The 21,829-nt window shown below is 72.9% G+C and carries 17 protein-coding genes, 1 rRNA gene and 1 pseudogene; 14 read left to right on the forward strand and 5 right to left on the reverse strand.

The genetic code is table 11. From position 1 onward, the window contains the following. Positions 1-169 precede the first annotated feature (169 nt). The 3 genes and pseudogenes from rrf to AB0M99_RS07830 all read left to right on the forward strand — a co-directional run bounded on the left by rrf (position 170) and on the right by AB0M99_RS07830 (position 2,692). Positions 170-286, forward strand: a 5S ribosomal RNA gene (gene rrf / locus AB0M99_RS07820). 171 nt (positions 287-457) lie between these two features. Beyond that, positions 458-1,711 (forward strand): annotated as a pseudogene (locus AB0M99_RS07825) (hypothetical protein); the annotation flags it as partial. Positions 1,712-1,864: 153 nt separating this feature from the next. Next, a complete protein-coding gene (locus AB0M99_RS07830) occupies positions 1,865-2,692 on the forward strand; it encodes a hypothetical protein (RefSeq protein WP_365918086.1) in 828 nt (275 codons plus the stop codon). Between the two features lie 88 nt (positions 2,693-2,780). Here AB0M99_RS07830 and AB0M99_RS07835 read toward each other — a convergent pair whose 3' ends face one another. Beyond that, positions 2,781-4,055 (reverse strand): DUF1015 domain-containing protein, encoded by a 1,275-nt coding sequence (locus tag AB0M99_RS07835; protein WP_365917793.1) that lies wholly within the window; start codon positions 4,053-4,055, stop codon positions 2,781-2,783. An 87-nt stretch (positions 4,056-4,142) separates the two neighbouring features. Between AB0M99_RS07835 and AB0M99_RS07840 the strand changes: the two genes are divergently transcribed. The 4 genes from AB0M99_RS07840 to AB0M99_RS07855 all read left to right on the forward strand — a co-directional run bounded on the left by AB0M99_RS07840 (position 4,143) and on the right by AB0M99_RS07855 (position 8,194). Further along, positions 4,143-5,174, forward strand: coding sequence for an HAD hydrolase-like protein (locus tag AB0M99_RS07840; protein WP_365917794.1), 1,032 nt, complete (start codon positions 4,143-4,145; stop codon positions 5,172-5,174). Positions 5,175-5,238: 64 nt separating this feature from the next. Beyond that, positions 5,239-6,285 carry an iron chelate uptake ABC transporter family permease subunit gene (locus tag AB0M99_RS07845; protein ID WP_365917795.1) on the forward strand — a complete coding sequence of 349 codons (1,047 nt, stop codon included), beginning with the start codon at positions 5,239-5,241 and terminating at the stop codon, positions 6,283-6,285. Further along, entirely contained in the window at positions 6,282-7,343 is a 1,062-nt protein-coding gene (locus AB0M99_RS07850) for an iron chelate uptake ABC transporter family permease subunit (protein WP_365917796.1), read from the forward strand. Before AB0M99_RS07845 ends, AB0M99_RS07850 begins: the two co-directional genes overlap by 4 nt. Beyond that, positions 7,340-8,194 (forward strand): ABC transporter ATP-binding protein, encoded by an 855-nt coding sequence (locus AB0M99_RS07855; protein ID WP_365917797.1) that lies wholly within the window; start codon positions 7,340-7,342, stop codon positions 8,192-8,194. The genes AB0M99_RS07850 and AB0M99_RS07855 overlap by 4 nt, the downstream gene beginning before the upstream one ends. A gap of 21 nt (positions 8,195-8,215) precedes the next feature. Here AB0M99_RS07855 and AB0M99_RS07860 read toward each other — a convergent pair whose 3' ends face one another. Beyond that, positions 8,216-8,563 (reverse strand): SCP2 sterol-binding domain-containing protein, encoded by a 348-nt coding sequence (locus AB0M99_RS07860; protein WP_365917798.1) that lies wholly within the window; start codon positions 8,561-8,563, stop codon positions 8,216-8,218. Between the two features lie 64 nt (positions 8,564-8,627). On the opposite strand from AB0M99_RS07860, the gene AB0M99_RS07865 reads away from it, so the two are divergent. The 5 genes from AB0M99_RS07865 to AB0M99_RS07885 all read left to right on the forward strand — a co-directional run bounded on the left by AB0M99_RS07865 (position 8,628) and on the right by AB0M99_RS07885 (position 13,797). Further along, on the forward strand, positions 8,628-8,924 hold the full coding sequence (locus AB0M99_RS07865; protein WP_365917799.1) for a hypothetical protein: 297 nt from the start codon (positions 8,628-8,630) through the stop codon (positions 8,922-8,924). Positions 8,925-8,931: 7 nt separating this feature from the next. After that, on the forward strand, positions 8,932-9,747 hold the full coding sequence (locus AB0M99_RS07870) for a TlyA family RNA methyltransferase (protein ID WP_365917800.1): 816 nt from the start codon (positions 8,932-8,934) through the stop codon (positions 9,745-9,747). Beyond that, entirely contained in the window at positions 9,744-10,661 is a 918-nt protein-coding gene (locus AB0M99_RS07875; RefSeq protein ID WP_365917801.1) for an NAD kinase, read from the forward strand. Before AB0M99_RS07870 ends, AB0M99_RS07875 begins: the two co-directional genes overlap by 4 nt. A gap of 85 nt (positions 10,662-10,746) precedes the next feature. After that, positions 10,747-12,474, forward strand: coding sequence for a DNA repair protein RecN (gene recN, locus AB0M99_RS07880; RefSeq protein WP_365918088.1), 1,728 nt, complete (start codon positions 10,747-10,749; stop codon positions 12,472-12,474). 204 nt (positions 12,475-12,678) lie between these two features. After that, entirely contained in the window at positions 12,679-13,797 is a 1,119-nt protein-coding gene (locus AB0M99_RS07885; RefSeq protein WP_365917802.1) for a glycosyltransferase family 4 protein, read from the forward strand. A gap of 143 nt (positions 13,798-13,940) precedes the next feature. Here the strand turns inward: AB0M99_RS07885 and AB0M99_RS07890 are convergent, their stop codons facing one another. The 3 genes from AB0M99_RS07890 to AB0M99_RS07900 form a co-directional block, all read right to left on the reverse strand. Next, entirely contained in the window at positions 13,941-15,578 is a 1,638-nt protein-coding gene (locus AB0M99_RS07890) for a PucR family transcriptional regulator (protein ID WP_365917803.1), read from the reverse strand. A gap of 22 nt (positions 15,579-15,600) precedes the next feature. Next, a complete protein-coding gene (locus AB0M99_RS07895; protein ID WP_365917804.1) occupies positions 15,601-16,983 on the reverse strand; it encodes an FAD-binding oxidoreductase in 1,383 nt (460 codons plus the stop codon). 69 nt (positions 16,984-17,052) lie between these two features. Continuing rightward, a complete protein-coding gene (locus AB0M99_RS07900; RefSeq protein ID WP_365918090.1) occupies positions 17,053-18,858 on the reverse strand; it encodes a glycoside hydrolase family 15 protein in 1,806 nt (601 codons plus the stop codon). Between the two features lie 478 nt (positions 18,859-19,336). On the opposite strand from AB0M99_RS07900, the gene AB0M99_RS07905 reads away from it, so the two are divergent. Then, complete coding sequence (locus AB0M99_RS07905) at positions 19,337-20,989, forward strand: CTP synthase (protein WP_365917805.1); 1,653 nt, start codon at positions 19,337-19,339, stop codon at positions 20,987-20,989. Between the two features lie 103 nt (positions 20,990-21,092). Next, on the forward strand, positions 21,093-21,719 hold the full coding sequence (locus AB0M99_RS07910; protein ID WP_365918092.1) for an NUDIX hydrolase: 627 nt from the start codon (positions 21,093-21,095) through the stop codon (positions 21,717-21,719). Positions 21,720-21,829 lie beyond the last annotated feature (110 nt).

Raw genomic sequence — 21,829 nt, forward strand, 5'->3', positions numbered from 1 at the left:
CAGATGTGGAAGCCCGGTAACGGGTGGAGCTGACTGGTACTAATAGGCCGAGGGCTTGTCCTCAGTTGCTCGCGTCCACTGTGTTAGTTCTGAAGCAACGAACAGTTGCTGGTTTCTTGAGCTAGAACATAACTACAAAGTGTGCTTGTTCGCTCGAAACCGATAGGGTTTCGGTGGTCATAGCGTTAGGGAAACGCCCGGTTACATTCCGAACCCGGAAGCTAAGCCTTTCAGCGCCGATGGTACTGCAGGGGGGACCCTGTGGGAGAGTAGGACGCCGCCGAACAATCTTTCAAAGGACCCTTGGTCCAGCGTTCAACGCTGGACCAAGGGTCCTTTTTGTTTTTCACCTCTTTACGCCGAAGCGCGGCCATGGGTTGGTTGCGCGAGAATGACTAGCGGTACCCCGAAGACAGGAGTCACACCCATGTCCAACTCTCCCGACGATCGTCCGGAGCGCGAGCCTCGGCGCAACGACGGCGGTGACAGGGGCGGCTACCGAGGGGGCCGTGACGACCGTGGCGGCGACCGTCCGCCGTTCCGTCGCGATGACCGTGGTGGCCGACCGACCGGTGGCGGCGGCTTCCGCCGTGACGACCGTGGCGGCCGTCCCGCCGGTGCCGGCGGCGGATTCCGTGGTCGTGACGACCGCGGTGGCGACCGCCCCAGCTACCCCCGCCGTGACGACGACCGCGGTGGCCGTCCCACGGGTGGCGGTGGCGACCGCGGCGGTTTCCGTGGCCGCGACGACCGTGGTGGCGACCGTCCGTCGTACCCGCGTCGCGATGACGACCGCGGTGGCCGTCCCACCGGTGGTGGCGGCGGCTTCCGCCGTGACGACCGTGGTGGGGACCGTCCCAGCTTCCCGCGTCGTGATGACGACCGCGGTGGGTTCCGTGGCGGTCGTGACGACCGTGGTGGCGACCGCCCGTCCTACCCGCGTCGTGACGACCGTGGTGACCGTCCCTCCGGTGGTGGGTTCCGTCGGGACAACGACCGCCCGAGCTTCCCGCGTCGTGACGACCGCGGTGGCGACCGTCCGAGCTACCCCCGTCGTGATGACGACCGTGGCGGCTTCCGTGGCGGTCGTGACGACCGTGGCGGGGACCGTCCGTCCTACCCGCGTCGTGATGACCGGGGTGGGGACCGTCCCAGCTACCCGCGTCGCGATGACGACCGCGGTGGCCGTCCCACCGGTGGTGGCGGCGGCTTCCGCCGTGACGACCGTGGTGGCGACCGCCCGAGCTTCCCGCGTCGTGATGACCGTGGTGGGGACCGTCCCTCGTACCCCCGTCGTGATGACGACCGCGGTGGGTTCCGTGGCGGTCGTGACGACCGTGGCGGGGACCGTCCGTCCTACCCGCGTCGTGACGACCGTGGTGACCGTCCCTCCGGTGGTGGGTTCCGTCGGGACAACGACCGCCCGAGCTTCCCGCGTCGTGACGACCGCGGTGGCGACCGTCCGAGCTACCCCCGTCGTGATGACGACCGCGGTGGGTTCCGTGGCGGTCGTGACGACCGTGGCGGGGACCGTCCGTCCTACCCGCGTCGTGATGACCGGGGTGGGGACCGTCCGAGCTACCCCCGTCGTGATGACGACCGTGGCGGCTTCCGCGGCGGTCGTGACGACCGTGGCGGGGACCGTCCCAGCTACCCGCGCCGTGACGACCGTGGGGGCGACCGTCCGTCGTACCCCCGTCGTGACGACCGTGGCGGCGATCGTGGTGGGTACCGTGGCGGTCGTGATGACCGTGGTGGCGACCGCGACTTCCGTGCCGACCGCGACCGGGACCCGGTCAAGCGGCTTCCGATCGACGAGGACGTCACCGGCTTCGAGATCGACTCCGACGTTCGCCAGGAGCTGCTGAGCCTGCCGAAGGGTCTGGCCGAGGAAGTCTCCAAGAACCTGGTCATGGTCGCCCGGCTGATCGACGAGGAGCCGGAGCAGGCGTACGCGTACTCGCGCATCGCCCTGCGGCTGGCCTCCCGCGTGGCCGCCGTGCGCGAGGCCGCCGGCTTCGCCGCGTACGCCACGCAGAAGTACAGCGAGGCGCTCGCGGAGTTCCGCGCCGCCAAGCGGATGACCGGTTCCGTCGAGCTGTGGCCCGTCATGGCCGACTGCGAGCGCGGCCTCGGCCGTCCGGAGCGGGCGCTGGCCATGGCCGGCGAGCCCGAGGTGCAGAAGCTGGACAAGGCCGGCCAGGTCGAGATGCGTCTGGTCGCCGCCGGTGCCCGCCGGGACATGGGCGAGCTCGACGCCGCCATCGTGACCCTGCAGAGCCCGGAGCTGGCCTCCAACTCCGTGCAGCCGTGGACCGCGCGCCTGCGGTACGCCTACGCCGACGCCCTGCTGGCGGCCGGTCGTGAGGACGAGGCGCGCGAGTGGTTCGCGAAGACCCTCGAGGCCGACAAGGACGGGGCCACGGACGCCTCCGACCGCCTCGCCGAGCTGGACGGTGTCGAGTTCGTCGACGCCGGTGCCGGCCTGGAGGACGACGAGCCCCTCGTCGACGAGGACGACGACGAGGATGACGACGACGACTCGGACGACCCCGAGGTTCTCGCCGCCGAGCGTGCCTCCGACGTCGCCGAGTACTACGACGAGGACGACGAGGAATACGAGTCGGACATCGATCTCACCGACGAGATCGTCGTCGTGGACGAGGACGACAAGGGCCGCGACAAGGCCTGAGCGCGTCAGTGAGTGACTGAGAAAGGGCGGTACCCCGGTCGGGGTACCGCCCTTTCTCATGTCCGGGGCCGCTCGCCGGGCGAGCGGGTCAGTCCAGGCTGCGCAGGACCAGGCCGGTGGCCGGTTTCGGTCCGAAGGACGTGGACTTGCGGGGCATCGTCACACCCTGGCGGGCCAGGTCCCGGACCACTTCCTCGCGTACGGGATGCATCAGGACCGCGGTGCCGCCGTTGCGCTCGGCCATCGCGACGGTCGCCTCGGTGTCGTGGATGTACGAGATGTGGTCCGGTGCGTCGGGCACGTTCCACAGCGCGTCCAGCAGCGTGGCGTGCAGCACGGTGGCGTCCAGTCGGCGCCACGCCTCGGGCCGGTCGCGGCGGACGGTGCGCTCGATCAGGGCCGGGTCGGGATCGGTGACCAGGTGGAAGGTGCCGTCGCCGGTGAGCAGGAAGGCGTTGCCCCGCTCCGCGGCGTCCTCCAGGGCCTCCATGGCCAGCGGCAGCGGGCCGTCGACCCGACGGACCCGGAAGTGGCCCTCGACGGCGGCCAGGGCTTTCGCGACCGGGAGGCGGCGCAGCATCCGGTGGATGGCGCGGACCTGGAGCGGGTAGCGGGCGGTGTCGACGAGGAGGACCAGGCCGAAGTCCCACGGAGTGGGGGACGGGTGCTCCTCCTGGAGGCGCAGGTACGTCGCCCAGCGGTGGTGGCCGTCGGCGATGAGGGCCTGGCGGCGGCCGAGATCCGCCGTGACGGCAGCCAGCTCGGCGGGGTCGGTGATGGACCACAGCCGGTGCTGGAAGCCGTCCTCGGTGGTCGTCGACAGGAGGGGCTCGCGTCGGGCGGTCCGCTCGACGACCGCGGCCGCTCCCGCGTCGGGGTCGCTGCCGCCGAGGTAGGTCAGCAGGAGGGGTTCGAGATTGGCCGAGGTGGCCCGCATCAGGCCGGCCCGGTCGGTGACCACGTCCGGCATGACGTCCTCGTGGGGCAGGACGATGCCGGCGTCCGCCGCGGACAGGGCGAGGGCGCCGATGAGGCCGCGCTGGAGGAGGCCGGCCCGGCGCTGTTCGTACACGTAGAGCGCGGGTGCTTCGTCGGTGCTGAGGACGCCCTCGGCGAGCCAGTCGTGCAGGGTGTGCGCGGCCTGTTCGTTGCGCGCGGCGGGGGTATCGGCCTGCGGGAGGATCAGGCGGACGATGTTGTGCGGGTCGGCGGACTCGAGGTGGTTGAGTCCGTCGGGGCGCACGACCACGTCGTACGGCGGCGAGGTGACGGCGGCCAGGCTGCCGACGCGCTCGGGGACGTAGCGCAGGCCATGGAACGGGATCAGGCGGAGTCCATGGTCCGCGGTGCCAGAAGTGGTCATTGGTGCATGGTAAGACCGGTCTCGCCATGCGGGATGATCGGGGAGTACGGAAACCGGACAAGATCGATCCTATGAGGAGCTGACACGATGACCCGGCAGAGCAGGACCAGCCCCGCGGGGAGCGAGCGGAGCTTGCACCAGGCGTACGACACGGCTCTGTTGGACCTCGACGGCGTGGTCTACGCGGGTGGCCGGGCCATCGCGCACGCGGTGGAGTCGCTCGCCGTGGCCCGGGCCGGTGGGATGCACCTCGCGTACGTGACGAACAATGCGCTGCGTACGCCGGGCTCCGTGGCGGAGCACCTGAGCGAGCTGGGGATCCCGACCGAGGCGGGCGAGGTGATCACCTCGGCGCAGGCGGTTGCCCGGCTGATCTCGGAGCAGGTGCCGGCCGGGTCGAAGGTGCTGGTGATCGGCGGCGAGGGGCTGCGGGTCGCGCTGCGCGAGCGCGGGCTGGTGCCGGTGGAGTCGGCGGACGAGGAGGGGCTCGCCGCGGTCGCCCAGGGCTACGGGGGGCCGGACCTGCCGTGGGGCCGGTTCGCGGAGGCCGCGTACGCGGTGAACCGCGGGGTGCCGTGGTACGCGTCGAACACCGACCTGACGATTCCCGGTGCGCGGGGGATCGGGCCGGGCAACGGCGCCGCGGTGGAGGTCGTGCGCATCGCGACGGGCGCCGAGCCGCAGGTGGCGGGCAAGCCGCTGCCCCCGATGCACCGGGAGACGGTGCTGCGGACCGGGGCCGAGCGGCCGCTGGTGGTGGGGGACCGGCTGGACACGGACATCGAGGGGGCCTTCAACGGCGAGGTGGACTCGCTGCTGGTGCTGACCGGGATCGCGGACGCGGAGGAGGTGCTGCGCGCCGAGCCGAGGCACCGGCCGACGTACGTGGACCGGGATCTGCGCGGGCTGCTGACCGGTCAGCCGGAGGTGGTGGCGGCCGCGGACGGCTTCCGCTGCGGGGGCTGGACGGCGGCCGCGCTGGACGGCGTACTGGAGCTGCGGGGCGAGGGGGATCCACTGGACGGGCTGCGGGCGCTGTGCGCGGCGGCCTGGACGCACGCGGGTGACGGGGCGTGCGGGCTGGACGCGGGGAAGGCGCTGGCCAGGCTGGGCCTGTAGGTGGTGTGACGGTGGGGCCGTTCGGGTGATCCATGCAGGTGCAGGGTAGGCTAACCTAACTTTCGTGTTGGTCGAGAGTCCTCCTGAACAGAGCGCGGCGCCGGGCGCCCCCACCCGCTCACGGCACGCCGCGCGTGCCGCCGGTCTGCTGGCCGCCTTCGCGGTGCTGGCCCTGATCGCGGTGGCGAGCATCGCCGTCGGTGCCAAACAGATACCCCTCGGGGAGGTCTGGCACGGCCTGTTCGACTATTCGGGGACACCCTCCGACGTGGTCGTGCGGGACCTGCGCGTCCCGCGCACCCTCCTCGGGCTGCTCGTCGGCCTGGGCCTCGGCCTCTCGGGCGCGGTGATGCAGGCGCTGACCCGCAACCCGCTGGCCGAGCCCGGCATCCTCGGCGTCAACGCGGGCGCCGCGGCGGCCGTCGTCTCCGCGATCAGCTTCTTCGGCGTGAACTCCCTGAACGAGTTCGTGTGGTGGGCCTTCCTCGGCGCCGCCGTCGTCTCGGTCGTCGTGTACGTCCTCGGCGGCAGCCGCACCGCGACGCCGGTGCGGCTCGCCCTCGCCGGTACGGCCGCCAGCGCGGCCCTGGTCGGCTACATCAACGCCGTGCAGCTGATGGACAGCAAGGCGCTGGACAAGCTCCGCTTCTGGACGGTGGGTTCGCTGGCCTCGGCCAACATGGACACCGTCCGACAGGTCGCTCCGTTCCTGCTGGTCGGAGCCGTGCTGGCGCTGGCGCTCGGCCGGCCGCTCAACGCGATGGCCATGGGGGACGACACGGCGCGGGCGCTCGGCGCCCATCTGACGCGGACCCGGATCGGCGCGATGGTCGCCATCACCCTGCTCTGCGGGGCGGCGACCGCCGCCTGCGGGCCCATCATCTTCGTCGGCCTGATGATCCCGCACCTGGTACGGGTGATCACCGGGCCGGACATGCGCTGGGTGCTCGCGTACTCGGCGGTCCTGTCGCCCGTGCTGCTGCTCGGCGCCGACGTCATCGGCCGGGTCATCACCCGCCCCGCCGAGCTCCAGGTCGGCATCGTGACCGCGCTCGTCGGCGGCCCCGTCTTCATCTACCTCGTCCGGCGCAAGAGGATGGCCCAGCTGTGACCGTGAAACTCGCCGCGGCCCGCCGTGGGCCCCGGCCGCTCCACCTGCCCGGCGGGGTGTCCCTGCGCGTCGAGCGGCGCGCGCTGGCCGTCGGACTGCTGCTCGCGGTCGCCGCCCTGGTGCTGGCCGTACTGCTCATAGGCACCGGCGACTTCGAGATCGCCCCGATGGACGTCGTGCGGACCCTGCTGGGCAACGGGACTCCCGCGCACGACTTCATCATCAACGACCTGCGGATGCCGCGGGTCCTGGTGGCGCTGCTGGTCGGCGCGTCCCTCGGGATGTCCGGGGCCGTCTTCCAGTCCGTGTCCCGCAATCCGCTCGGCTCCCCGGACATGCTCGGCTTCGGCTACGGCTCGGCGGTCGGCGCGCTCGTCGTCATCGTCCTGTTCAAGGGCAGCGCCGGCGAGGTGGCGGTGGGCGCGCTCGTGGGCGGTCTGCTGGCCGGCCTGGCCGTCTACCTGCTCGCCTACAAGCAGGGGATCCAGGGCTACCGGCTGGTCCTGGTCGGCATCGGCGCCTCCGCGATGCTCATCGCCGTCATCCAGTACCTGCTGACGAAGGCGCAGCTCTTCGATGCCACCCGCGCGACGGTCTGGCTGACCGGCTCGCTGGCCGGCCGGGACTGGGCGCAGGTGTGGCCGCTGCTGGCGGCCTGCGCGGTGCTCTTCCCGCTGATCCTGGGGCAGAGCAGGGCCCTGCGGATGATGGAGATGGGTGACGACGCCGCGTACGCGCTCGGGGTGCGGGTGGAGCGGACCCGGCTGCTGCTGATGGTGGCGGCGATCCTGCTCACCACCGCGGCGAGCGCCGCGGCCGGACCCATCAGCTTCGTCGCGCTGGCCGCGCCGCAGCTGGCCCGGCGGCTGACCCGGTCGCCGGGGGCCGGCCTGCTGACCGCCGCCCTGATGGGCGCCGTGCTGCTGCTGGTGTCCGACTGGGGCTCGCAGCGGGCCTTCGGCTCCGACCAGCTTCCGGTGGGCGTGGTGACCGGGCTGGTCGGCGGTGTCTACCTGCTCTGGCTGCTCGTCACCGAGCGCAAGGCGGGACGTATATGAGCGCGACAGATCGGGCTGCGACCCGTCAGGAACTGAGGAGTACGCAAGTGCAGCGGCTGACCGCGGAGAACGTGACCCTGGCCTACGACCAGCGGGTCATCGCCGAGAACCTGTCGGTGGAGGTTCCGGACAACTCCTTCACGGTGATCGTCGGTCCCAACGCCTGCGGCAAGTCCACGCTGCTGCGCGCCCTGTCGCGGATGCTGAAGCCGTCCGCCGGGCGGGTGCTGCTCGACGGGCAGGCCATCGGGTCGATGCCCGCGAAGAAGGTCGCCAGGACGCTGGGCCTGCTGCCGCAGTCCTCGATCGCGCCGGACGGCATCACGGTCGCCGACCTGGTCTCCCGCGGCCGGTACCCGCACCAGGGGCTGCTGCGCCAGTGGTCCGCGGAGGACGAGCGGATCGTGAACGAGTCGATGGCCTCCACCGGGGTCGCCGAGCTCGCCGACCGGGCCGTGGACGAACTGTCGGGCGGCCAGCGCCAGCGCGTGTGGATCGCGATGGCCCTGGCCCAGCAGACGCCGCTGCTGCTGCTGGACGAGCCGACGACCTACCTGGACATCCAGCACCAGATCGACGTGCTGGACCTGTGCGCGGAACTGCACGAGAGCCAGGGGCGGACCCTGGTCGCCGTGCTGCACGACCTCAACCACGCGGCCCGCTACGCCACGCACCTGATCGCGATGCGCGGCGGGAAGGTCGTCGCGGAGGGCCCGCCGGCCGAGGTGGTCACGGCGGAGCTGGTGGAGGAGGTCTTCGGACTGCGCTGCCAGATCATCGACGACCCGCAGACGGGGACCCCGCTGGTGATCCCCGCCGCGCGGGCGGCCCGTACGAAGGTCGTCGCCTGAGCCCCAGTCGTCGCCTGAGCCTCAGAGGAGGCTCTTGAGGCGCAGCAGGTCGCGGAAGCCGGCCTCCAGCCTGACCCGGCCGGAGGCCCAGGCCTTGGCGAACTTCAGCTCGCCCGCGACCAGCGCGACCAGGTCGTCGCCGCTCATCGCGAGCCGGATCTCGGCCTTCGTCGGCGGTGGCCCCGGGGCCACGGCGCCCACCCGGATCCGGCCTCCGTCGAGGCGGCCCGTGAACGTCCGGTCCAGGTCGGTGATGTGGCAGCTGAGGGAGCGGTCGAGCGCGGTCGCACCGCGCACGTCGCCTTCCGCCCGTGCCAGGTTGTCTGAGAGTCGGTCGAGTGCTTCGCGGCACTCCTCGATCGTAGCCATCGTGATCACGACCGTACCGCAGAGCCGTGCGTGGTCGTGGGGCGCTTCGGGGTAGCGTCAGGGCATGACCGACGAAGCGTGCGACGCACCCGGGGAGACGGCCGCGGAAGAGGCCTCGGCGGAGGCCGCCGCCGAGCCCGCCGGGCCCGCCGCGCTGGGTGTCGTACGCACGCCCACCGGGCACGCCGGGGTGGACGCGCACCTGGAGCGGCTGGCGGACGCCGACCACCTCGCGGCGGACGGACACGTCGGGGTGTACGAGGATGTGCACAGGGGGCTGCGTGACGCGCTGACCGCGCTGGACGCGCCACCCGTACCATCCGCATCACCCGGACCTCGTCCGTACGAAAACAGGAGCTGAACCCAACGTGGCAGGAGTGGCACGCCGCCGTCTGGACGCCGAACTGGTACGCCGCAGCATGGCCCGCTCGCGCGAGCACGCGGCCCAGCTGATCGCCGCCGGCCGGGTGACCGTCGGGGGCGCCACCGCGACCAAGCCGGCCACCCAGGTCGAGACCAGCGCGGCCCTGGTCGTCCTCAAGGACGACAGCGACCCCGACTACGTCTCCCGGGGCGGCCACAAGCTCGCGGGCGCGCTGGCCGCCTTCCAGCCGCAGGGGCTGCTCGTCGAGGGCCGCCGGGCGCTGGACGCCGGGGCCTCCACCGGCGGGTTCACCGACGTACTGCTGCGCGCCGGGGTGGCCCACGTGATGGCCGTCGACGTCGGCTACGGGCAGCTCGCGTGGTCGCTGCAGAGCGACGACCGGGTCACGGTCAAGGACCGCACGAACGTCCGTGAACTGACGGTGGAGCTGCTCGACGGGCTCCCGGTCGACCTGGTCGTCGGCGACCTGTCCTTCATCTCCATCGGCCTGGTCCTGCCGGCGCTCGTACGGTGCTGCGCGCCCGACGCGGACCTGGTGCTGATGGTCAAGCCGCAGTTCGAGGTGGGCAAGGACCGCCTCGGCAGCGGCGGAGTGGTCCGCAGCCCGGAGCTGCGGGCCGAAGCCGTACGGGACGTCGCGGCGCAGGCGTGGAAGCTGGGCCTGGGGGTGCTCGGGGTGACGGCGAGCCCGTTGCCCGGCCCGTCGGGGAACGTCGAGTACTTTCTTTGGCTGCGGGCGGGGGCACCGGCACTCGACCCGGCGGATGTTGACCGTGCAGTGGCGGAGGGGCCGCAGTGACAGATTCATCAGCTTCAGGGGTGGGGCGGACCGTCTTCCTGCTCGCGCACACCGGGCGGCCGGCGGCCATCCGCAGTGCCGAGCTGGTGGTACAGGGTCTGCTGAAGAGCGGGCTGGGCGTACGGGTGCTGCGGGCCGAGGCGGTGGACCTGCCGCTGCCGCCCGAGGTGGAGCTGGTGGACGAGTGCACCCCGGAGGTGCTCGTCGGCTGTGAGCTGCTGATCGTGCTCGGCGGCGACGGGACCCTGCTGCGCGGCGCGGAGTTCGCGCGCGGCTCGGGGGTGCCGATGCTGGGCGTCAACCTGGGCCGGGTGGGCTTCCTCGCGGAGGCCGAGCGGGACGACCTGGACAAGGTCGTGGACCGGGTGGTGACGCGGGCGTACGAGGTCGAGGAGCGGATGACCCTCGACGTGGTCGTGCGGACCAACGGAGACGTGGTCCACCGGGACTGGGCGCTGAACGAGGCCGCGGTCCAGAAGGTCTCCCCCGAGCGGATGCTGGAGGTGGTCCTGGAGATCGACGGGCGCCCGGTGTCGGGCTTCGGCTGCGACGGGATCGTCTGCGCGACTCCGACGGGCTCCACGGCGTACGCCTTCTCGGCGGGCGGGCCGGTGGTGTGGCCGGAGGTGGAGGCGCTGCTGATGGTGCCGATCAGTGCGCACGCGCTGTTCGCCAAGCCGCTGGTGACCTCGCCGGACTCGGTGCTGGCGGTCGAGGTGCAGACCGGGACCCCGCACGGGGTGCTGTGGTGCGACGGGCGGCGGATGCTGGAGCTGCCGGCCGGGGCGCGGGTGGAGGTCCGGCGGGGGGCGGTGCCGGTGCGGCTCGCCCGGCTGCACCACGCCTCGTTCACGGACCGGCTCGTCGCGAAATTCGCGCTGCCGGTGTCCGGGTGGCGCGGGGCCCCGCACTAATTAGTGCGACTGTTCGACTGGATCGGATGGGTGACGTCACATGGCACCCGTGAAACCTCGGTATCGTCGTCCCGTGCTTGAGGAGATGCGGATACGGTCGCTCGGGGTCATCGACGACGCGGTGGTCGAGCTGTCGCCCGGTTTCACCGCGGTGACCGGCGAGACCGGCGCGGGCAAGACGATGGTCGTCACCAGCCTCGGGCTGCTGCTCGGCGGTCGCGCCGACCCGGCCCTGGTACGGATCGGCGCCAAGGCGGCGGTCGTCGAGGGCCGCATCGTCATGCGCCCCGACGCGCCCGCGGCCGTACGGGCCGAGGAGGCGGGGGCCGAGCTCGACGACGGCGCCCTGCTGATCAGCCGGACCGTGTCCGCCGAGGGGCGCTCGCGCGCCCACGTCGGCGGCCGCTCCGTACCCGTCGGACTGCTCGGCGAACTCGCCGACGACCTGGTCGCCGTACACGGGCAGACCGACCAGCAGGGCCTGCTGCGTCCCGCCCGGCAGCGCCAGGCCCTCGACCGGTACGCCGGCGACGCGGTCGCCGTCCCCCTGGAGAAGTACGCCTCCGCCTACCGGCGGCTGCGCGCCGTCGCCGTGGAGCTGGAGGAGATCACCACCCGGGCCCGGGAGCGGGCCCAGGAGGCGGACCTGCTGCGCTTCGGGCTCGACGAGGTCGCGGCCGTGGAACCGGTGGCCGGCGAGGACACCGAACTCGCGGCCGAGGCGGAGCGCCTGGGCCACGCCGAGTCCCTGGCCTCGGCCGCGCAGGTCGCGCACGCCGCGCTGGCCGGCAACCCCGAGGACCCGGAGGGCGTCGACGCCAACACCCTCGTCGCGGGCGCGCACCGGGCACTGGAATCCGTACGCTCCCACGACCCGGCCCTCGGCGCGCTCGCCGAGCGGATCGGCGAGCTGGGGATCCTGCTCGCGGACGTGGCCGGGGAACTGGCCGGGTACGCCGACGACCTGGACGCCGACCCGCTGCGGCTGGCGGCCGTAGAGGAGCGCCGGGCCGCCCTCACCCAGCTCATGCGCAAGTACGGGGACCCGGCGCAGGGGCTGGGATCCGTACTGGAATGGGCCGAGCGCGGATCGGCGCGACTGCTGGAGCTGGACGGCGACGACGAGCGGATCGGGGAGCTCACCGCAGAACGCGACGGACTGCGGGCGGAACTCTCGCTGCTGGCCCAGGCGTTGACCGATGCCCGGGTCGAGGCGGCGACCCGCTTCGCATCGGCGGTGACGGACGAGCTGGCCTCGCTGGCGATGCCGCACGCACGGGTCACGATCGACATCCGGCAGGCGGAGGACCCCGAAGGGGTCGAGGTGGACGGCCGCCCCGTCGCGTACGGGCCCTCGGGCACCGACGAGGTGGAACTGCTCCTGGCCCCGCACCCGGGCGCCCAGCCCCGGCCGATCGCCAAGGGCGCGTCGGGCGGTGAGCTCTCCCGCGTGATGCTGGCGGTGGAGGTCGTCTTCGCGGGGTCCGACCCGGTGCCGACGTACCTCTTCGACGAGGTCGACGCCGGCGTCGGCGGCAAGGCGGCGGTCGAGGTGGGCCGACGGCTCGCGAAGCTCGCCAAGTCGGCGCAGGTCGTGGTCGTCACGCACCTGCCGCAGGTGGCGGCCTTCGCGGACCGGCAGCTGCTGGTGGAGAAGACCAACGACGGATCGGTGACCCGCAGCGGGGTCACCGTCCTGGAGGGCGAGGACCGGATCCGCGAGCTGTCGCGCATGCTGGCCGGGCACGAGGACTCGGTCTCCGCCCGGGCCCACGCCGAGGAACTCCTCGCGGCGGCGCGCGCGGACGCGTGAACCGACCGGCCGGAGGCCCGGGGCGCACGGGCGTCCCGGGCCTCCGGCGTCTTCCGGGTGACGTGAGGCTAGCCCGTGTGGGTGAGGCTCGGGGGTGCGGAGCGGTATCTCGTACGGCATCCGCACCCGTATGGTCCCGGAACGCGCGTGCGGAATGGCATTCTGGGCGACGTCTCTGCCTCCCTCACCCTGGAGCTTCGGCCCGTGAGCAGCTCCCCGGTCTCCGACCCCGTCCCCGCGCAGCCGTACGGGCGGCCACCGCTCCGTACCGTCCAGGTCCTCGGCGGTACGGGCGCGGGCAGCAGCGCGCACGTGCGGTCGCTCGCGACCGGGCTCGCCGCCCGGGGCGTGGGGGTCACCGTGTGCGCCCCCGTCGCGGCGGAGGGGGAGTACGACTTCACCGGCGCCGGGGCGGACTTCCTGCCCGATGCCGTGAGCGCGCTGCGGGTCGCGTGCGCCGGAGCCGACGTGGTGCACGCGCACGGCGTACGGGCCGGGATGCGGGCGGCGCTGGCGCTGCGCGGGCGCCGGGTACCGCTGGTGGTGACCTGGCACGGCGGCGGCCCCGCGGCCGCCGGAGCGGTCGGCCGGCTGGGCCGGCTGCTGGAGCGGCACGTGGCGCGGGCCGCCGCCGTCGTACTGGGCTCCTCGCCGGACCAGGTGGACCTGGCGCGGCTGCGCGGGGCGCGGGACGCCCGGCTGGCCCCGACGGCACTGCCGGCCGGCGCCGCCGCCGGGGCGGCGGCCGCGGATCCGGGGAAGGCGCGGGCGGAACTGGGCTCGATGGAGCGGCCGCTGCTGATCGCCGTCGGCAGCCTGGTGCCGCGGCGCGGGTACTCCGTACTCCTGGACGCGGCACGGGCCTGGCGGGCACTGGATCCGCTCCCGCTGCTGGTGATCGCGGGGGAGGGCCCGATGCGGGGCGAACTCGCGCGCCGGATCGAGGCGGAGGCGCTGCCGGTGCGGCTGCTGGGGCGGCGCCGGGATGCGGCGCAGCTGCTCGCGGCGGCGGATGTCGCGGTGCTGCCGAGCCGGTGGGAGGCGCGGTCGCTGCTCGCGCAGGCGGCCCTGCGGGCCGGGGTGGCCCTGGTGGCCACGCGGGTCGGGGGAGTGCCGGAGCTGGTCGGGGACGCGGCCGTACTGGTCCCGTACGGGGATCCGGCCGCGCTGGCCGAGGCCGTCTCGGGGCTGCTCGCGGACCCGGACCGCCGTGCGGCCCTGGCCGCGGCGGGGCGCGTCCAGGCCGCGACGTGGCCGTCGGAGGACGACACGGTGGCGCAGGTCCTGTCGGTGTACGACGAACTGACGAACCGCCGCCGCTAGCCTCCGGCGGTTGACCGGCCCGACGCCGCCGCGGCCGGCTGCGCCTCTGCGCCCCCGCTGCCGGGGGCCGGCCCCCGGACCCGCGCCCCCGGCCCCGCCGAGGCCCGACGGACGGAGTCCGGCGCAGCGGGCCGAGGAACGCGTCAAGAAGGAGAAGGCGCGTGGCGGCGCGCGCGCAGCGCCAGGCTCAGGGAGAGGACCGTCTCCGGGTCGTCCAGGTCCGTGCCCAGGAGTTCCGAGATGCGGGCCAGCCGGTTGTACAGGGTCTGGCGGTTGAGGTGCAGCTCACGGGCCGTCTCGGCCTTGCGCCCCGCATGGGCCAGGTACGTCTCCAACGTCGGCAGCAGCGGCGGCCGCGAGGTCGTGTCGTGCACCCGCAGCGCACCGATCGCGCGGTCCACGAAGGCCGCCAGGTCGGGGTGTTCGCGCAGGCGCCAGAGCAGCAGGTCGATGTCGAGGCGCCGGGCGTCGTACCAGGGGCGGGCCGGGAGCCCGTGCGCGGCGGTGGCGGTCTCCGCCGCGTGGCGCAGGCCCGCGGAGGCGGCCGCCCAGCCGCCCGCGACGCCGACGACCACCGCCGGCGGGGCGGCGGCCCGGTCCAGGCCGGCTCGCTCGACGCCGGCCCGCAGCGCGACCGCGACCCGGTCCGCCACCGCCGTGCGCTCCGACTCCGTACGCAGCGAGACCAGCAGCGGGACCCGGCCCTCCACCGGTCGCACGCCCAGCAGGACCGGCACCCCGACCGACGCCAGTTCCTCCAGCACCGCGCGGGCCAGGACCGCCCAGTTCCCCGACGGGCCCAGCTCCGAGGACAGCCGCATGACCACCGGCAGCAGTGGCCCCGCGCCGGGCTTGAAGCCCAGGACGCGCGCCTGCGCCGGCGCGTCCTCCGCCGAGATGCGGCCCTCCGCCAGGTCGGTCAGGAAGTCGCCGCGGCCGCGCGCCGCCAGCTCCTCCTCCTGGCGGGCCTGCATCATCACCACCGCCAGCACGCCCGCCGTCCGCTCGGCCGCCATCCTGTGCACGGGCAGCAGCGGCGCCGAGACGCCGACCAGCACCACGCGGGCGCGGACCGAGCCCGTGCCGTGGCCGCCGCCGGGGACGTCGATCACCGCGGTGTTGGCCGACGGCTGCGCCTCGCGCGGCCCGCGCAGGCCCTCCCACACCTGGAGCGGGTCCGCGGCCGCCTCTCCCGAGACCGGGCCGGCGGCGTACAGCAGTTGCCCGTCCGGGGTCTCCAGGAAGACCGGGTTCGCCGTGAAGTCGGCCAGGATCCGCAGCACTTGCGGGATCCCGCCGCCGCCGAGCAGGGCCTCCGTACAGCGCCGGTGGACTTCCTCGGCGCGCTGGAGCAGGGCGTAGTGACCGTTGACGATCTCGGTGTGGACCTCCTCCGTCACGGTGACGAAGGGCACCTCCCGGTGCAGTTGGACCAGCGGCAGCCCGGCCGTCCGGGCCGTCTCCACGATCGTGGCGGGCAGGCGGGTGAAGCGCGGGCCCAGTTCGACCACGAGCGCGGCGATGCCCCGGTCCGCGAGCCGGCGTACGAACGCGCGCTGTTCGGCGGGCCGGGTGCCGAGGCCGAGGCCCGTGGTCAGCAGCAGCTCGCCGCCCTTGAGCAGGGAGGCGATGTTGGGGACCTCGCCGGCGTGCACCCAGCGCACGGTGCGGCCCAGCCGGTCGGCGCAGGCCACCACCTCCGGCAGCCCGCTGCGCAGCCCCGGCAGCTCCAGTGCCCGCTGAACCGTGATCCCGCCCTGCCCGCCGCCCTGGTCGTCCATATCGCGGGACGCTATCAGGGGGTCAGGCCGGCTTGATGTTGTGGTTGAAGCGGAAGACGTTGTCCGGGTCGTACCCCCGTTTCACGGCCCTCAGCCGCTGGAGGTTCGCCTCGCCGAGACCCGCCGCCACGCGGTCCGGACCCTCGTCCCCGGTGAAGTTGAGGTAGACCGCGCCCGTGCTCCACGGCTGCACGTCCGCCCGTACGTCCTTGACCCACTGCCTGCCCCGGTCGTCGTCGGCCGGGTCCTCCCAGATGCCGAACGGGTGCGTGGCCCAGGCCGCGTCCCGGTACGGAATCGGGAACTCCGCGGGCCCGTCCGCGATGGCCCCGCCCAGCGGGAAGAGCACGTGCTGGGTCCCGGTCGGTACCGGCATCGAACCGGCCCGGGCGCAGAACACCTCCACCAGCTCGTCGGGCAGCCCCGTCAGGTACTCCGCCGACCAGTAGTTCCGCATGCCCGGCGGGTCGTCCATCATGCACTGGAGGTCGGCGTAGGGGATGGCCGTGACGACCTCCGCCTCGTGCGGGATCGCCAGCAGCGGCTCCGCGAGCTTGCGCATCTGCTCCTCGGGCCCCGCGTACGTCAGCAGCGCGCCCGCCAGCAGCCTCCCCACCAGGTGCGGCGGTACGAACTCCTCCGGCGGCCCGGTCATGTAGATGACCGCGCCGTTGGCCTCCACGGGCCCCGCCTCGATCAGGTCCCGGTACGTCCGGGTCACCTCGGGGCCGCGCTCCGGCAGGTAGAGCACCATCGCCATCGACATCGCCGGCAGCTCGTGCAGGCGCAGCGTCAGTGAGGTCGCGACCCCGAAGTTCCCGCCGCCGCCGTGCAACGCCCAGAACAGCTCGGGATGGTCCTCGGCGGTCGCCGTGAGCGTGCTGCCGTCGGCGGTGACCAGGTCCACGCCGAGCAGCCCGTCCACGGCCAGCCCGAACGTGCGGTCCAGCCAGCCCGAGCCGCCGCCCAGCACGAAACCCGCGACGCCGGTGGTGGAGACCCGGCCGCCGGTGGACGCCAGGTCGTACGGCTGGCACGCGCGGTCCAGGTGGCTCATCACCGCGCCGCCCGAGACGCGTACGGCCTTCGCCCCGGGGTGCACCGTGACCTCGTGCATCCGGCGCATGTCCACGACCACGCCGCCGTCGTTGAGGGACATCCCGGCCACGCTGTGGCCGCCGCCGCGCACCGCGACCGGCAGGTCCAGCTCACGGGCGAAGCGCACGGTGGTGACCACGTCCGCCTCGCTCTCGCACTGGGCGAGGACGGCCGGCCTGCGGTCGATCATGGCGTTGAAGATCGTGCGCGCCTCGTCGTACCCCGGGTCCTCCGGGGCGAAGACGTCGCCGGCCAGATCCTCGCGGAGCGCGGCAAGGGCCGTGCCCGCCTTCGAGAGGGGTGCCATGGCTACCCCCCCTTCCCGGGAAGGGCATAGGACCCTTCCAGCGTAGGCGGGCCCGGCCCGGCGGGCGCGTCAGCCTCCGTACGCCCCGCTCGCCGTGAGCCGCAGCGCCGTGTCGATCAGCGGAACGTGGCTGAAGGCCTGCGGGAAGTTGCCGACCTGCCGCTGGAGCTTGGGGTCCCACTCCTCGGCCAGCAGCCCCAGGTCGTTGCGGAGCGACAGCAGCTTCTCGAAGAGCCGGCGCGCCTCGTCGACGCGGCCGATCATCGCCAGGTCGTCGGCCATCCAGAACGAACACGCCAGGAAGGCCCCTTCGTCGCCCTCCAGGCCGTCCACGCCCGCCTCCTCGCCCGCCGTCGGGTAGCGCAGGATGAACCCGTCGGGGGTCGACAGCTCGCGCTGGATCGCCTCGATGGTGCCGATCACCCGCTTGTCGTCCGGGGGCAGGAAGCCCATCTGCGGAATCAGCAGCAGGGAGGCGTCCAGCTCCTTCGACCCGTAGGACTGGGTGAAGGTGTTGCGCTCCTTGTCGTAGCCCTTCTCGCACACGTCCTGGTGGATCTCGTCCCGCAGCTCGCGCCACCGCTCCAGCGGGCCGTCCGCGTCGCCGCTCTCGATCAGCTTGATCGTGCGGTCCACCGCCACCCAGGCCATCACCTTGGAGTGCACGAAGTGGCGGCGCGGGCCGCGCACCTCCCAGATGCCCTCGTCCGGCTGGTCCCAGTGCGTCTCCAGGTAGCGGATCAGCTTGAGCTGGAGCAGCGAGGCGTAGTCGCTGCGCGCCAGGCCCGTCATGTGGCCCAGGTGCAGGGCCTCGGTGACCTCGCCGTACACGTCGAGCTGGAGCTGGCCGGCGGCGCCGTTGCCGACGCGGACCGGGCGCGAGTTCTCGTACCCCGGCAGCCAGTCCAGCTCGGTCTCGCCGAGCTCCCGCTCGCCGGCGATCCCGTACATGATCTGCAGGTTCTCGGGGTCGCCGGCCACCGCGCGCAGGAGCCACTCGCGCCAGGCGCGGGCCTCCTCGCGGTAGCCGGTGCGCAGCAGCGAGGACAGGGTGATGGCCGCGTCGCGCAGCCAGGTGTACCGGTAGTCCCAGTTCCGCACGCCGCCGATCTCCTCCGGGAGGGAGGTCGTCGGCGCCGCGACGATCCCGCCCGTGGGGGCGTAGGTGAGGGCCTTGAGGGTGATCAGGGAGCGGACCACCGCCTCCCGGTAGGGGCCGTGGTACGTGCACTGCTCGACCCAGTCGCGCCAGAACTCGGTGGTGGCCTCCAGGGCCTCCTCCGCCTCCGGCGGCTGCGGCTGCCCCTTGTGCGAGGGCTGCCAGCTGATGCAGAAGGCCATCCGGTCACCGGGGCCGACGGTGAAGTCGGAGTAGGTCGTCAGGTCCTTGCCGTACGTCTGCGCCTCGGTGTCCAGCCAGACCGAGTCGGGGCCGGCCACGGCGACGGTACGGCCGTCCACCTTGTGCACCCAGGGCACGACCCGCCCGTAACTGAACCGCATGCGCAGCGCGGAGCGCATCGGGACGCGTCCGCTGACGCCCTCCACGATGCGGATGAGCTGCGGCGCGTGGTTCTCGCGGGGCGGCATGAAGTCGATCACCCGCACGGTCCCGCGCGGTGTGTCCCACTCCGACTCCAGCACCAGCGAGTCTCCGCGGTACCTGCGGCGGTCGGCTCGCGGGGCCTCGGCGCCGGCCGGGAACGCCGGGCCGATCCTCCAGAACCCGTGATCCTCGGTGCCGAGAATGCTCGCGAAGACGGCATGGGAGTCGAACCGTGGCAGGCACAGCCAGTCCACCGCCCCGTCCCGGCAGACCAAAGCCGCGGTCTGCATGTCCCCGATCAGTGCGTAATCCTCGATGCGCCCGGACACGTTGCTCTCCAGTCGAACAGCCACGACCGCCCCGAAGGGCGCTTGCATTGCGCGGTTGCGCGGTCTCCTGTGATGTGGATCGCCGCGTGAGCCCATGATTCCGCCAGGCGGCGGGTTACGCCGTCCGGTGGACTGCTCGGCGGTGATGTGAGCGATATCCGAGCAGGATATGACGGCACCCTAGTGATCCCCTTAAGTCTTGGAACAATGAGACTCGGCTAAACGGGTGAGCTGGGACGATGCCCGTGGGACGGGCGGGGAGGCCGCCGGGCGGGGCTCGCGGAGGACGGCCGCGCCGCGTCGCCGGAGGCGGACCCTCCCGGGCGCTGATAGGCTGGTACCCCGTGGACCGGTGGTCTGCCTGTGCGAATCAGGAGCCCCGAAACCGCAGCTTCGGCGCCCCCAGAGACCCTTCGGATCGACGGTGGCCGGCGCCGGACGCACCTCACCTCGCGACCACGGGAGCCCCCTCTTGGCGATGCCGCCCAAATCCATGACGACCAAGCACATCTTCGTCACCGGGGGTGTCGCTTCCTCCCTCGGCAAGGGCCTGACGGCCTCCAGCCTGGGTGCGCTGCTGAAGGCGCGCGGTCTTCGGGTCACGATGCAGAAGCTCGACCCGTACCTGAACGTCGACCCCGGCACCATGAACCCGTTCCAGCACGGCGAGGTGTTCGTCACCAACGACGGCGCCGAGACCGACCTGGACATCGGCCACTACGAGCGCTTCCTCGACGTCGACCTCGACGGCTCGGCCAACGTCACCACCGGCCAGGTCTACTCGCAGGTCATCGCCAAGGAGCGGCGCGGCGAGTACCTCGGTGACACCGTGCAGGTCATCCCGCACATCACCAACGAGATCAAGCACCGCATCCGCCGCATGGCGACCGAGGACGTCGACGTCGTCATCACCGAGGTCGGCGGCACGGTCGGCGACATCGAGTCCCTGCCGTTCCTGGAGACCGTCCGCCAGGTCCGCCACGAGGTCGGCCGCGACAACGTCTTCGTCGTGCACATCTCGCTGCTGCCCTACATCGGCCCCTCCGGCGAGCTCAAGACCAAGCCGACCCAGCACTCGGTCGCGGCCCTGCGCAACATCGGCATCCAGCCCGACGCGATCGTGCTGCGCGCCGACCGCGACGTCCCCACCTCCATCAAGCGCAAGATCTCGCTGATGTGCGACGTGGACGAGGCGGCCGTGGTGGCGGCGATCGACGCCAAGTCGATCTACGACATCCCGAAGGTGCTGCACACCGAGGGCCTGGACGCGTACGTCGTCCGCAAGCTCGACCTGCCCTTCCGCGACGTGGACTGGACGGTCTGGGAGGACCTGCTGGACCGGGTCCACAACCCCGACCACGAGGTCAAGGTCGCGCTCGTCGGCAAGTACATCGACCTGCCCGACGCGTACCTGTCGGTGACCGAGGCGCTGCGCGCCGGCGGTTTCGCCAACAAGGCCCGCGTCCAGATCAAGTGGGTCACCTCCGACGACTGCAAGACCCCGGCCGGTGCCGCCGAGGTGCTCGGCGACGTGGACGCGATCTGCGTGCCGGGCGGCTTCGGCGACCGCGGTGTCAACGGCAAGGTCGGCGCGATCACCTTCGCCCGCGAGAACAGGATCCCGCTGCTCGGCCTGTGCCTGGGCCTGCAGTGCGTGGTCATCGAGGCCGCGCGCAACCTCGCGGGCATCGAGGACGCGAACTCCACCGAGTTCGACGCCTCCACCCCGCACCCGGTGATCTCCACGATGGAGGAGCAGCTGGCCTTCGTCGAGGGCGCGGGCGACCTGGGCGGCACCATGCGCCTGGGCATGTACCCGGCGAAGCTCGCCGAGGGCTCGATCGTCCGTGAGGTCTACGGCGACCAGGCGTACGTGGACGAGCGCCACCGCCACCGCTACGAGGTCAACAACGCCTACCGCGGCGAGCTGGAGAAGAAGGCGGGCCTCGTCTTCTCCGGTACCTCCCCGGACAACAAGCTCGTCGAGTACGTCGAGTACCCGCGCGAGGTGCACCCCTACCTGGTGGCCACCCAGGCCCACCCGGAGCTGCGCTCGCGCCCCACGCGCCCGCACCCGCTCTTCGCCGGGCTGGTCAAGGCGGCGGTGGAGCGGCAGCAGGCCGCGAAGTGAACGCCTGACCGCATAACGTAGGCAGCCGGGGCACGGATCGTGCCCCGGCTGTCTGTTTTCGGGGAAGGTACCGGTCATGGCCTTGGGCAACAACGACAACGGCATCCGCATCGTCGACACACCGGAGTCGTGGGAGGTCGTCGGCTCGCAGACCCCGTTCCAGGGCGCGAAGACGGCGGTCCGCTCGGACCAGGTGCGGATGCCGGACGAGTCCGTGGTGCGGCGCGACTACCAGGTGCACCCGGGGTCGGTGTGCGTGCTCGCCCTCGACGAGCAGCAGCGGGTGCTGGTCCTCAACCAGTTCAGGCACCCCGTGCGGCACCGCCTGTGGGAGCTGCCGGCCGGGCTGCTCGACGTACAGGGGGAGAACCCGCTGCACGCGGCCCAGCGGGAGCTGTACGAGGAGGCGCACGTCAAGGCCGAGGACTGGCGGGTGCTGGTGGACTTCTTCGCGTCGCCGGGCGGCTCCGACGAGGCGATCCGGATCTTCCTGGCGCGGGACCTCGCGGAGGCGGAGGGGGAGCGCTACGCGGTGTCGGACGAGGAGTCGGACATGCAGTTCGCCCGGGTTCCGCTCGCGGAACTGGTGGCCGGGGTCCTGGCCGGCCGGATCGGCAACCCGGGTCTGGTGACGGGGGTCCTGGCGCTCTCCGCCGCCCTTGCCGCCGGCGGCGTGGACAGCCTGCGCCCCGCCCAGGCCCCGTGGCCGGCCCGCCCGTACGAGGCGTAGCCGCCGGAGGCCGGGGCGGGGGCCCGGGGTTCCGGGGTTCCGGGGTTCCGGGGCCCGTCGCGGCCCGGCCGGGGCCCGGGACCGGGTCCGGGCGCCGGACGAGGGTTCTG

Source organism: Streptomyces sp. NPDC051183, assembly GCF_040682455.1.
Taxonomy (GTDB): domain Bacteria; phylum Actinomycetota; class Actinomycetes; order Streptomycetales; family Streptomycetaceae; genus Streptomyces.